At 37.5% G+C, this 11,672-nt stretch carries 14 protein-coding genes; 8 read left to right on the forward strand and 6 right to left on the reverse strand.

The features are described 5' to 3' along the window. Nucleotides 1–381: 381 nt before the first annotated feature. Nucleotides 382–1,254, reverse strand: a complete 873-nt coding sequence (locus tag GH715_RS20070; RefSeq protein WP_153837032.1) for a nucleotidyltransferase-like protein — start codon at nucleotides 1,252–1,254, stop codon at nucleotides 382–384. A gap of 216 nt (nucleotides 1,255–1,470) precedes the next feature. Here GH715_RS20070 and GH715_RS20075 point away from each other — a divergent pair, with 216 nt between their 5' ends. Beyond that, entirely contained in the window at nucleotides 1,471–1,830 is a 360-nt protein-coding gene (locus GH715_RS20075) for a YgzB family protein (RefSeq protein ID WP_018932602.1), read from the forward strand. 84 nt (nucleotides 1,831–1,914) lie between these two features. On the opposite strand, the gene perR is transcribed toward GH715_RS20075, so the two are convergent. The 4 genes from perR to GH715_RS20095 all read right to left on the reverse strand — a co-directional run bounded on the left by perR (nucleotide 1,915) and on the right by GH715_RS20095 (nucleotide 4,386). After that, a complete protein-coding gene (gene perR, locus GH715_RS20080) occupies nucleotides 1,915–2,364 on the reverse strand; it encodes a peroxide-responsive transcriptional repressor PerR (protein ID WP_018932601.1) in 450 nt (149 codons plus the stop codon). 178 nt (nucleotides 2,365–2,542) lie between these two features. Then, the gene (locus GH715_RS20085) at nucleotides 2,543–3,100 is read right to left on the reverse strand and encodes a cob(I)yrinic acid a,c-diamide adenosyltransferase (RefSeq protein WP_153837033.1); all 558 of its coding nucleotides are present in this window, start codon (nucleotides 3,098–3,100) and stop codon (nucleotides 2,543–2,545) included. Nucleotides 3,101–3,441: 341 nt separating this feature from the next. After that, complete coding sequence (gene bcp, locus GH715_RS20090; protein WP_153837034.1) at nucleotides 3,442–3,909, reverse strand: thioredoxin-dependent thiol peroxidase; 468 nt, start codon at nucleotides 3,907–3,909, stop codon at nucleotides 3,442–3,444. 63 nt (nucleotides 3,910–3,972) lie between these two features. Next, the gene (locus GH715_RS20095) at nucleotides 3,973–4,386 is read right to left on the reverse strand and encodes a potassium channel family protein (RefSeq protein WP_153837035.1); all 414 of its coding nucleotides are present in this window, start codon (nucleotides 4,384–4,386) and stop codon (nucleotides 3,973–3,975) included. Nucleotides 4,387–4,493: 107 nt separating this feature from the next. Between GH715_RS20095 and GH715_RS20100 the strand changes: the two genes are divergently transcribed. The 5 genes from GH715_RS20100 to GH715_RS20120 all read left to right on the forward strand — a co-directional run bounded on the left by GH715_RS20100 (nucleotide 4,494) and on the right by GH715_RS20120 (nucleotide 10,327). Beyond that, nucleotides 4,494–5,189 (forward strand): response regulator transcription factor, encoded by a 696-nt coding sequence (locus tag GH715_RS20100; RefSeq protein WP_153837036.1) that lies wholly within the window; start codon nucleotides 4,494–4,496, stop codon nucleotides 5,187–5,189. 2 nt (nucleotides 5,190–5,191) lie between these two features. Next, the gene (locus GH715_RS20105) at nucleotides 5,192–6,196 is read left to right on the forward strand and encodes a sensor histidine kinase (protein ID WP_153837037.1); all 1,005 of its coding nucleotides are present in this window, start codon (nucleotides 5,192–5,194) and stop codon (nucleotides 6,194–6,196) included. 115 nt (nucleotides 6,197–6,311) lie between these two features. Beyond that, a complete protein-coding gene (locus tag GH715_RS20110; RefSeq protein WP_018932595.1) occupies nucleotides 6,312–7,088 on the forward strand; it encodes an ABC transporter ATP-binding protein in 777 nt (258 codons plus the stop codon). Then, complete coding sequence (locus tag GH715_RS20115) at nucleotides 7,063–8,970, forward strand: ABC transporter permease (RefSeq protein ID WP_153837038.1); 1,908 nt, start codon at nucleotides 7,063–7,065, stop codon at nucleotides 8,968–8,970. Before GH715_RS20110 ends, GH715_RS20115 begins: the two co-directional genes overlap by 26 nt. A gap of 67 nt (nucleotides 8,971–9,037) precedes the next feature. After that, a complete protein-coding gene (locus tag GH715_RS20120; protein WP_153837039.1) occupies nucleotides 9,038–10,327 on the forward strand; it encodes a glutamate-1-semialdehyde 2,1-aminomutase in 1,290 nt (429 codons plus the stop codon). Between the two features lie 104 nt (nucleotides 10,328–10,431). On the opposite strand, the gene GH715_RS20125 is transcribed toward GH715_RS20120, so the two are convergent. Then, a complete protein-coding gene (locus tag GH715_RS20125; protein WP_163578793.1) occupies nucleotides 10,432–10,788 on the reverse strand; it encodes a hypothetical protein in 357 nt (118 codons plus the stop codon). A 111-nt stretch (nucleotides 10,789–10,899) separates the two neighbouring features. Between GH715_RS20125 and GH715_RS20130 the strand changes: the two genes are divergently transcribed. Beyond that, nucleotides 10,900–11,112: a hypothetical protein gene (locus GH715_RS20130; RefSeq protein ID WP_153837041.1), complete on the forward strand. Its 213-nt coding sequence runs from the start codon at nucleotides 10,900–10,902 to the stop codon at nucleotides 11,110–11,112. A gap of 13 nt (nucleotides 11,113–11,125) precedes the next feature. Continuing rightward, on the forward strand, nucleotides 11,126–11,638 hold the full coding sequence (locus tag GH715_RS20135) for a DUF3231 family protein (protein WP_153837042.1): 513 nt from the start codon (nucleotides 11,126–11,128) through the stop codon (nucleotides 11,636–11,638). Nucleotides 11,639–11,672: the final 34 nt, after the last annotated feature.

An 11,672-nucleotide genomic window follows, 5' to 3' on the forward strand; every position in this document is an offset into this window, starting at 1 on the left:
AAGCTAGCTTTTGTTTCATGTTTAAAATCATACTGGTTGCTTTGTTCAGTTTTCAAAGATCAATGTGACCGCCGTTTTTGCGACAGCTTTTATATCATATCATCTCACCAAATTGATGTCAACAACTTTTTAAAATTTCTTTATTGTTTGCTGTTGAAAGATGATATTTTTTTGTTGCGCCGTTTCAGCGACGATTAATAATATAACACGCTTTTAAATAAAGTGTCAACAACTTTTCAGCATTTTTTTATTTCTTTATTCTTTTCCGTGATCATAGCCCTTCTTTAGCATCAACATCAACAGTATATGCCTTCCGTTATAATGTGTGAATAAAAAAGGCGTCCATTATATTATAGAAAAAAAGCAGAAGCATAACAGCTTCTACTTCTTCCTAACTTGGTATTTACGATGACGTATTGTTGTACTTTTGGTTTCTTCTAATACTACTTCGATTATATCCTTCGAAACTAAATACTCTACTACACTTACTAAATCATACATATAGGGAGTTACATCCGGATGTGTTTTTAACTCACCAAAACCCCAAGGTGTATCACGTGTTCCCATCACCTCTAACAAATGGGCTGCACATGCTTCTGCTCGTTGTTTAATCGCAAAATCCATTGCTAAAAGCATCAGTTCTACTCTTTTATTCATTTCTTCTGTACTTCGAACTAATTCTTCATATAACTTATACACTTCCGGATCAATCCGTTTTATTTGATTCCATACCATTACTTCTGGATGGTAGCCTTTATCTAAAATGGTGATTCTCCCTAAATAATGTAGGGAACGTAACAGTCTGCTATAAGCATCCAAGTAATTGCCAGATTCGAATAGATCTCGTGATTCAATATAGCTTCTTGTTAGCTTGGAAAATTCAATCGTTAAGCGTAATTTTCTGTTATCACATGGAAATACTCGTAATGTTTCCTTTAAATTTGCCAAATATTCGTTACGGTCATAGATGATTCTTCCATTAATAATCCATTCTACCGCTCTTCTATAGATACTCTTCTCAATCCATTCTTCTAATAGATCGCGGTCAATAACATGTAATGCTGCTGATTGTTCTCCAAACTCATAATGTTTTACGAGCCATTTCTCTTCTAATCCTTTTACAACTACTAACAAAATGGAATCAAAATTATCTGTCTCCGGGCTGATTTTTTTCTTTTTCTCCATAATCAGTATCCCCATTGTGTTACGGTTACTAGCTCTTTCTTGATAAATAGGACGTAAAATATCCTCCAATTGATTCTCCCCCTCTGATCCTTTCATAATTAATAATTCGATAAAAATTAGCTAATCCCTTTCCATGATCGTAACTTTTTTGATTTGTTACTTTTTACCCAATAAGCCGGTCTTGCAAACAGGTATTATTTGACATCAGTATTTCGACCGCAAGCATTTTCATTACAAATATGCTATACTACAATCGATATACACTATTGTTTTGGAGGAAGTTCTATGGCGGATATTACATATAAAAGTAAGATAAATAAAATCAGAACCTTCGCATTGTCTTTAGTTTTTATCGGATTCATCATTATGTATGTTGGTTTACTCTTTAAAAATATCGGATGGCTGATGCTAGTCTTTATGATTTTAGGAACTATGGCAATCATCTTCAGTTCAGTCGTTTATTTTTGGATCGGCATGCTCTCTACCCGAGCCGTACCTATTATATGTCCAAGCTGTGAGAAACCGACTAAAATGCTCGGGCGTGTTGATGCTTGTATGCATTGTAAACAGCCGCTCACATTGGACAAGGACCTAGAAGGAAAAGAATTTGACGAAAGCTATAATTCAAAGAAAAAACGCCGCTAAGTACTAGCGACGTTTTTTTACTTTACAGATACAGATAATAATGGATAAAAAACACACGAGCAAAGGTGCGTCGTGTGTTTCTTTTTATACGATTTGATTTTTCTCTTTTTTACATTCTTGACAAACACCGTATACTTCCATTCGGTGATGGCTTACATCAAACCCAGTAATCTGTTCTGCTAATGACTCGACTTCATCAAGGCTTGGATAGTGAAAGTCAACGATCTTCCCGCAATTGTCACATATAATATGATAATGCTTAGATGTGTTACAATCAAAACGACTTGATGAATCTCCATATGTCAATTCACGAACAAGGCCGATTTCGCGAAATACACGTAAATTGTTATAGACAGTTGCAACACTCATATTAGGAAATTTTCCTTCCAATGCTTTATAAATATCATCAGCAGTAGGGTGAGTTTCAGCATTCAACAAATATTCCAACACCGCATGACGCTGTGGTGTAATTCGAACGCCTGAAGATTTTAATTTATCTACCGCTTCTTGCAGCATATGTTCAGACACCGCCATGCACCTCACTTTCTCCTACAAATTGTAATATCTCAGTGTGCTCATTAGTACTATTTTACAATAGTACCACTATTAACACAATTATTACTTTATAATTCTTATAATTAGTGTACTCTCTATCTACTTAGTCTGTCAATATAAGTATACGAGTTACCAATAATTTTATGCTAGTCCTTTATTAAATATCCGCTTTTAAATGTTTTTCTTCGACGTTTAATTGATGGTTTACTGTTCGTGCCACGACAAACAAATAATCGGATAAACGGTTTAAATATTTGATCGCCAGTGAGTCCTGTAATTGATCCTGTAATTCGACAGCCATTCGCTCTGCTCTTCTTGCTACCGTTCTTGCATGGTGGAGCGAACTTGCCGCAGGATGTCCGGATGGTAAAATAAAATTGCGCAATTCTGGAAGATCCTCTTGCCATTTGTCGATCTGTTGTTCTAAAGCATCAATGTGACGTTGCTCCAGCTTCCATGTCACTTCTTTACCTTCTGGTGTTGCCAGCTCTGAACCGACGTGGAACAGAATCGTTTGCAGATAATGAAGTTGATCTATTAAGGTAGCTTTTGCCTGAAAGTCCTCCTGTTCGATAAAACTGATTGCTTGTCCGATGACAGCATTGACTTCATCACAAGTACCGTATGCCTCTACTCTTGCATCATTTTTTGGAACACGTTTTCCGTATATTAGCGATGTTTCTCCTTGATCGCCTGCTCTTGTATAAATACGCATGATATTCCCTCCTTTAATGGTATTTAGTTAAGTGAAACCAGCAAACCGGAATATTTGAACAGCTTATCCACCACTCCGGCTGCCCACTTTCCTTTCCGTGGGGTTTGTCCTTCAGCTAACTTTTTCGAGCAAAACCCGCTCGAAAAAGTGGATCTTCAGGTCAAACAATTCCCACAGGAGTGAAAGTGGGCGGCCTACGCTAAGTACTGCTCTACTACATATGTTAGAGCTAAATACTTGGATTATCGAAGACTCTAAAAATGTTGTGATACCAATGTTAATACTTTCCTTACAAGGAACAAAAAAGTGCAAGCACATTTTCGTGCTTACACTTTTCGCTCTTACAATTCTTCGCGAATGTAGTTTAATGCTTTTTCGACGTGTCCTTTTACTTGAACATTGCGGAATTCTTTCTGTAAGACGCCTTCTTTGTCGATAATAAAGGTAGAGCGAACAATCCCCATATATTCTTTACCGAATTTGTTCTTTAATTGCCATACACCAAATTGCTCTGCTACTTCCTTATCTTGATCAACTAATAATTCAAAAGGTAGATCGTGCTTGTCGATAAATTTCTTATGGCTCTCTTCTGAATCTGGGCTTACACCAAGAATAACGGCATCTAAGTCCTGAAAGCTTTCATAATTATCACGGAAATCACACGCTTCTGTCGTACAGCCAGGTGTGTCATCTTTCGGATAGAAATAAAGCACGATATTCTTGCCTTTATAATCGGAGAGTTTTACTTGTTCCCCTTTATTATTCGTTAATTCGAAATCTTGTACAGCTTGTCCTACTTCAACTGTCATAATTGAAATCCCTCCATCCATCATTGTTATCTCAAGCGTATCTGAAATTGGCGGAAGTCTCAACTAATATACATCACGTTCCCCTTTACCTTGCCATATTTTCAGAAAAAAAGCCGGCGGTAATATATAGCCGATTAATGATTCGATTAATGCCAACAACCTACCCCAGCCGACAGGTGTTATATCGCCATATCCAACAGTCATTAAGGTGACACCGCTAAAATAAAAAGAATGCGCTAATGTTTCAAATGGCGGTAATTTTGTCAGTTTACCATCATCCAGTAATAAGACACCTTGAAAGGATAAGACGAAATATAAACAAGCAAATGAGGTGAGGACAGTAAAATAAACTGCAAGTAGTGTATAAAAAATTTCATAGGAAAAATAACTACGTTGATGTGCCTTTCCGAAAATAAATGCATATAAACTTCCTATTAATAAGATGACAATTAATAGAATCGAAATAACTGCAACCATAACTCCCCTCCCTCACCTGTTAATCACGGACTGTAACATCCTGATGAAACTCTCACTTTATATTTTCCTATTTTTAGTATACGATGAAAAAGTAGGAGTGATGACGAATGAGACGTATTTATATTGTCGAAGATGATCCAAAAATTCGTGATATATTGGCAGATTTCTTACAAAAATATGATTATGAAATAGCTTCAGTGAACGATTTTGATCAAATCCAGGAAGAATTCCAGGACTATCAACCACACCTTGTATTATTAGATATTAATTTGCCAAGGTTTGACGGCTTTTACTGGTGCCGCAAAATCCGTGCCATTAGTAATTGTCCGATCATTTTCATCTCGGCCCGTGACAGTGGCATGGATCAAGTCATGGCGATTGAAAATGGTGCAGATGATTACATAACTAAACCATTTCAGCTCGAAGTCGTGCTCGCGAAAATTAAAAGTTTGATGCGGCGTGTTTACGGTGAATATCGTGCTGACAAAAATGCAAACTTGATTGATGTCAACGGTTTGCAGCTAGATGCATCCACTTTTATCTTATCGTTTCAAGATTACCAGTGTTTGTTAACGAAAAAGGAATACTTATTAGCCCAAGCACTTATGACACAAGTAGAAAAAATTGTTTCGCGGGAATTCTTATTAGAACGATTGTGGGATGATCAAGACTTTATTGATGATAATACACTAAGCGTCAATATAACGAGACTACGAAAGAAGTTAACAGATTTAGGAATAGAAGGCGCATTGAAAACTATTCGTGGCGCAGGCTATAAATTAGAACAAGTCTGGGAGCGTTGAACATGAAAGATTATCTAAAAGATCAAATAGGTTCGATTATTTTCTTTTATTCCCAAATGATGATCGTGATCATTGTCGCACAGCTTGCCAGTTCTTTTACTGATTCAGGAATTAGTAAGGGCGATGTTTTCTATATGTTCATTATCGTTACTTTTTTCCTGCTTGTATATCATACTTATCGTTACACTAAATATCGTGACATCTATCGTTATACGATTGATGATGCGACAGAGTCTGCTTGGCTGCCGAATACTCCTGATTATCTTACTACGCAATTAAGAGAACATTATGAGAAACAATATAACAGTTATAAAGAGCAAGTAGAACAATTACATGCCGAGAAAAAACAAGAGAATATTTTTATGCAACAATGGATCCACCAGATGAAAACGCCGCTATCTGTGATGCGCTTAACATTGGAAAAGGAAGAACATAATCTGCCGGCACAATTCAAGCAAGATATGGATGAGGAACTAGACCGCATCAAACAAGGATTGCAACTTGCCTTATACCAATCTCGCTTACAGCAATTTGAACGAGATTTTCATGTCGAAAAAATTGGCTTAAAAGATTTAGTACATTCCATTATCCAAGAATATAAATCAAGCTTTATCCGTAATCGTGTCTATCCGAAAGTCGAGATCGATCCATCATTACATATCTATTCCGATCAGAAGTGGCTTGGTTTTGTGCTCGAGCAAATTACAGCTAACGCGATTAAATATACCAGTAATACGAACAGCAATATTGTCTATCAAGCATCTGTATGGGAAGGTGCCATCGAGTTAAAGATTACCGATCATGGAATAGGAATACCAAAGCAAGACTTGAAGCGAATTTTTGATCCATTTTTCACTGGAGAAAATGGGCGCAATTACCGTGAATCAACTGGCATGGGATTATTCCTTGCTAAACAAATATGTGATTCGTTAGAACATCAACTAACAGTAAGTTCAGAAGTAACGAAGGGAACAACGTTTACAATTCGATTTGACCCTTCACAATAGAAGTCTTACAAAAATGTAAGATTTCTTTTTTGTTTTGAAAGAATAATCAATAGGTGATAGAAGGTAACCTGTTTATAATGAGAGATAAATGATTCCCTGAAAGGATGAACAGATCATGAGTCTATTAGAGGCAACGAATATTTCAAAAGTATATGGCAGTAAACGTGGCATTGAACATAAAGCAATCGATAATATTTCACTTTCGATTGAAAAAGGAGAATTTGTTGGTGTAATGGGGCCTTCTGGTAGTGGTAAAACAACGCTACTCAATGTTCTGTCAACCATTGACCGCTTATCCGCTGGCACTCTTACAATTAATGGAGAAGAGATCACCCGTCTGTCAAAAGGCAAACTTGCTAAGTTCAGACGACGGGAAATGGGCTTTATTTTTCAGGATTTCAATTTATTAGATACCTTAACGATCGCTGAAAATATTATGCTTCCACTGACATTAGACGGTTGGAAAGTAAAAGATATGGAAAATAAATTAGCGCAAATCGCTAATCAACTTGGGATTGATACGATTTTACGTAATCGCAGCTTTGAAGTATCTGGTGGACAAATGCAACGGGCCGCTATTGCCCGGGCAATTATTCATGAACCGACGATAATTTTCGCAGATGAACCTACAGGTAACTTAGATTCAAAAGCTTCTAGACAAGTGATGGACGCCCTATCACAATTAAATAGTCAGAAAGAAGCAACTACGTTAATGGTGACACACGATCCTTTCGCTGCAAGCTTCTGTGAACGAATCCTGTTCATTAAAGATGGCAAAATATTTAATGAACTCCATAAAGGTGATAATCGGCAATCCTTTTTCCAAGAGATCTTAAATGTACAGTCCATGCTAGGAGGAGATACCGATGACCTTCAGACAGTTCGCATTTAATAATGTTAAACGTAACTCCCGACAATATCTCAGTTATTTCTTTAGTTGTATGTTTTCGGTAGCCGTATTCTTTATATATGCGGTGATTATGTTTCATCCGGAGATCGCTAATTATGATTTTCAAGATACTGTCCAAGGTGGTATTACAGCTGCTGAAGTCATCATTTTCAGCTTTTCTTTTTTGTTTGTACTATATTCTACAGGGGCTTTCATTAAATCCCGTAAGAAGGAATACGGTATTTTAATGACACTTGGTATTAGTAAGAGCCAGCTAAATCGCCTGTTAATTTTGGAAAATACGATAATTGGATTAGTGTCCATTATTACAGGGATACTAGTTGGTATGCTGTTTGCCAATCTATTTATTATGGGCTTTTCCAGCCTGCTTGGTCTTGAGGATTCATTAGGTTTTCAAATTTCATGGAAAGCACTCGCCTTAACATTTGTCAGTTATTTTATTATGTTTGAATTGAATTCATTAATCGTTGTATGGACTTTAAGGGTTAATTCAATCGTTCATTTATTTCAAGGTGCCAAAGCGCCGAAAAGAACACCTCGATTTTCTTGGATACTTGCTACCATTGGGATTGGACTCGTCATCGCTGCTTATTATTTAGCATGGACATCGGATATGGCGTCGATCGGATACCGGATGATGCCTATCCTAGCATTGATTATTCCAGGTACTTATCTGTTATTTACCCAATTCTCGGTGTTATTTATCCATCTTCTTAAGAAAAATAAACATCTTTATTTTAATAAGACAAACTTACTAACTGTTTCGGATTTAGGCTATAAATTAAAAGATCATGCTCGACTATTATTTTTCGTTACCATATTAAGTGCTGTAGCCTTTACCGCTTCCGGTGTCATGTACGGTATGTTCGAAAGTGCCGAAACGGAAGCTACAGCTAATATACCGCAGGATGTCTCTTTCATCAGTAAAGGGATAGACAATATCGAAAAGATGGATGAGGAAATCAAGCCATTTACGACAGCACTTGCAGAAGAAAATATTGATTATCAGTCATTAGCCGTTGACCTTACCCAAGCAATGGTAACGAACAATGACAGGGAAACACGGGTGAACCTGCTATCCTATTCAGATTATCAATCTTTGTTAGCATTAAATGAGGAAGATGCAACTCGGGATTTAACAGATGATAAGGCGATTGTGTTGACCTTTTCTTATGAAATGAGCTTCTCCAATCCGATAGCCGGAGAATTAACCTTACAATCCGAAAATTATCAGGAAACGGTACAAGCAGATAATGCTTTATCCATTGTGAATTCTAACTTCCATACCGGTTACACCGTCGTTGTCAGTGATCAACTGTATGATCAATTTGCATCTGTTGCTGAACCAAATGAGCATTATCGCTATCTTGCCCTAACCGTTGATGATTGGGTAGCGAATGCAGAATACATTAGGGAGCATGTAGAACAAGTTGATTCTGACATTGTAGGGGGATCGGATAAAGCGAGTTCATACCTAGTTTTAAGGAACACCTTATCCTATGCATTATTTTTCGGAATGTTTATTAGTGTTCTTTTCTTCCTTGCGGCTGGATCGATTCTCTATTTCAAAATATATCAGGATCTAGATAAGGATATTAGACAATATCAGGCATTGTACAGAATTGGACTCACTATAAGTGAAATGAAAAAAATTGCGACAAAACAAGTTGCCTATTTGTTTTTTATACCATTTATCCTAGCGGTAATTCATGCTGGGTTTGCTTTTAAGGCATTACAAAACATGTTGGAATCATCTGTTTTACTGCCAAGTGTCACACTGATTAGTGGGTATTTATTGGTATATGTCATTTACTTTTTCTTCATTCGCGGATTGTATATTCGTAAAATTAAACATGTGATGTAAGCTGTTTTTCCCTCTGTGGTTAAAAGTGCTATAATAATAGTTGCATTTTAATCATGGAGGTTTTTTCATGCAATATACACAATCAAAAGCTTTACATAAAGAAGCACAGCAACATATTGTTGGAGGAGTCAATTCGCCATCCCGTGCTTATAAAGGAGTTGGCGGTGGCACACCTGTCTATATGGAGCAGGGCGAAGGTGCCTACTTCTGGGATGTCGATGGTAATAAATATATCGATTATTTAGGAGCTTATGGTCCGATTATTACTGGTCATGCTCACCCACATATTACAGAAGCCATTCAACGCGCTGCTGAAAATGGTGTGCTCTACGGAACACCGACGAAACTAGAAAATATTTTTGCTCAAAAGTTAAAAGCAGCGATCCCATCGTTAGACAAAGTTCGTTTCGTTAATTCTGGGACAGAAGCAGTAATGACAACTGTTCGTGTGGCTCGCGCCTACACCGGTCGTGAGAAAGTTATTAAATTTGCTGGGTGCTATCATGGCCATTTTGATACCGTATTAGTACAGGCAGGTTCTGGTCCTTCTACATTAGGAAACCCTGACTCTGCTGGTGTAACAAAAGCGACTGCAAAAGAAGTGATCACCGTACCTTTTAATGATATAGAAGCATTTAAAGAAGCTCTTAATCACTGGGGGGATCAGATAGCAGCCGTCTTAGTTGAACCAATTGTCGGCAACTTCGGGATTGTCGAGCCAGAAGAAGGATTTCTACAACAAGTAAATGACCTTACACATGATGCTGGTGCTTTAGTTATTTATGATGAAGTAATTACCGCATTCCGTTTTACGTATGGATCAGCCCAAAAGCTTGTTGGTGTTGAACCAGATATGACCGCGATGGGTAAAATTATTGGTGGGGGACTGCCAATTGGGGCATATGGTGGCAAAGCAGAAATCATGGAACAGGTCGCACCACTTGGACCAGCATACCAAGCTGGAACAATGGCTGGCAATCCTGCATCGATGTCAGCTGGAATTGCTTGTTTAGAAGTATTAGAAGAAGACGGTGTCTACGACAAGCTTGATCGATTAGGCGCAATGTTAGAAAAAGGGATGCTTAAAGCTGCTGAGAAACACGGCATTGATATAACTGTCAACCGCTTAAAAGGAGCACTAACTCTGTACTTTGGTTCAGAAAAGGTAATCAATTATGCTCAAGCGGAGGCTACAGATGGCGATAAATTTGGACAATTTTTCAAATTAATGTTGAAACAGGGGATCAATCTAGCCCCTTCTAAATATGAGGCATGGTTCTTAACGATTGCTCATACCGAAGAAGATATTCAAGAAACAATTAAATGTATTGATTACGCATTTGGCGAGATGGGCTAAGCTATTTGATTTTAAATGAAGGACAAAATTTGCGAATTTCGCATATTTTGTCCTTCTTTTGGTTTAATTAGAGAGGTGTAGCGGAAACTACACCTCCTATTTATTTAAGCTGGAGCTTTATCAACATTTCCAGAACGGATTAAGAATCGGTGTAGCAAGTACTCACATACACCTAAAATGATTGATACGACTAGAGCTCCTCCGAATGAAACGTAGGCGCCTGCAAATATATTGGAAATAAAATAGAGGATTAAAAACGCTGTGATTAAATCGAGTACAACACTTGTCCACAAAGTTCCACTATTCAACAGTGCATATTCTAATGCCAAGCCACTTCCTATTAATAGTAAAATAATCAACAACGGTTGCCACATTGCCCCGTAATTAACATTATCCGACATAAACATAGTAAGTAGCAACACAATTGGTACTGTTACTATTTTGACAATGAAACTTATCACCCTTATCACCTCTTCTATATTGTTTGTTATATATAAGCTTTTATTCGCACGCATAGTTTCAAGTAAAAATACAAACAATAGCTATGATAAAAACTCGAAAGGATGTCAATCATGCCACATCAGCAACAAGTTCAGCTAGCATTACAACAAATTACACAAATCGCACAGCAACTAGAACAACAAGAACAGCAAAATGCTCAACAACAAGGAGCCAACATGGGTGCTACTCAACAAGGAATGGCCCAAGCAGAACGCAATGCAGCTCAACAGTTGCAACAAATTCAGCAACTTTGTCAGCAATGCCAACAACAGTTAGATCAATAGAGGAGGAAAATCAATGGGTATTTTATCAGGTGATCCCAAAAAACAACCATTACATTATGGTGAAATTGCAAGCATTTGGGCATATTTATTAGCTGCGAAAAGTAACTATGCCACATACCAGACATTTCTGAATCATTGTGGAGATCAAGATTTAAAGAAACAATTGGATGACGGTATTTCCTTAATCAAACAGGAAAGTGAACGTATTGAGGAAATATTAAAAGTAAACGGTATTGCCTTACCACCTTCTCCACCGGAACGTTCATATGCAACATTAGAGGACATCCCGGTTGGAGCTAGATTTAATGACGCGGAGATCAGTGCAGCAATCTCAGCAAATATCGCCAAATGTCTTGTAGCTTGCAGTACCATTATTGGACAATCTACACGTGAAGACATCGCCATGCTTTTTGGTCAATTCCATATGAATCAGGCTCAAGCCGGAGCGAAAATGTTGCGATTAAATAAAGACAAAGGCTGGTTAATCACGCCACCATTACACACTAATATCCCTACCAAGCATTGAACTACCCCCACTTAACCTCCTTTCAGGATGTTTG

The organism is Gracilibacillus thailandensis (genome assembly GCF_010994055.1).
In the GTDB taxonomy this organism is placed as follows: Bacteria; Bacillota; Bacilli; order Bacillales; family Amphibacillaceae; genus Gracilibacillus; species Gracilibacillus lacisalsi.

Bases quoted from the DNA above. Each gene is read 5' to 3' on its own strand.
- GH715_RS20075 (WP_018932602.1), top strand. From the start codon at position 1,471: ATGGCGGATATTACATATAAAAGTAAGATAAATAAAATCAGAACCTTC.
- perR (WP_018932601.1), bottom strand. From the start codon at position 2,364: ATGGCGGTGTCTGAACATATGCTGCAAGAAGCGGTAGATAAATTAAAA.
- GH715_RS20085 (WP_153837033.1), bottom strand. From the start codon at position 3,100: ATGCGTATTTATACAAGAGCAGGCGATCAAGGAGAAACATCGCTAATA.
- bcp (WP_153837034.1), bottom strand. From the start codon at position 3,909: ATGACAGTTGAAGTAGGACAAGCTGTACAAGATTTCGAATTAACGAAT.
- GH715_RS20095 (WP_153837035.1), bottom strand. From the start codon at position 4,386: ATGGTTGCAGTTATTTCGATTCTATTAATTGTCATCTTATTAATAGGA.
- GH715_RS20100 (WP_153837036.1), top strand. From the start codon at position 4,494: ATGAGACGTATTTATATTGTCGAAGATGATCCAAAAATTCGTGATATA.
- GH715_RS20105 (WP_153837037.1), top strand. From the start codon at position 5,192: ATGAAAGATTATCTAAAAGATCAAATAGGTTCGATTATTTTCTTTTAT.
- GH715_RS20110 (WP_018932595.1), top strand. From the start codon at position 6,312: ATGAGTCTATTAGAGGCAACGAATATTTCAAAAGTATATGGCAGTAAA.
- GH715_RS20115 (WP_153837038.1), top strand. From the start codon at position 7,063: ATGACCTTCAGACAGTTCGCATTTAATAATGTTAAACGTAACTCCCGA.
- GH715_RS20120 (WP_153837039.1), top strand. From the start codon at position 9,038: ATGCAATATACACAATCAAAAGCTTTACATAAAGAAGCACAGCAACAT.
- GH715_RS20130 (WP_153837041.1), top strand. From the start codon at position 10,900: ATGCCACATCAGCAACAAGTTCAGCTAGCATTACAACAAATTACACAA.
- GH715_RS20135 (WP_153837042.1), top strand. From the start codon at position 11,126: ATGGGTATTTTATCAGGTGATCCCAAAAAACAACCATTACATTATGGT.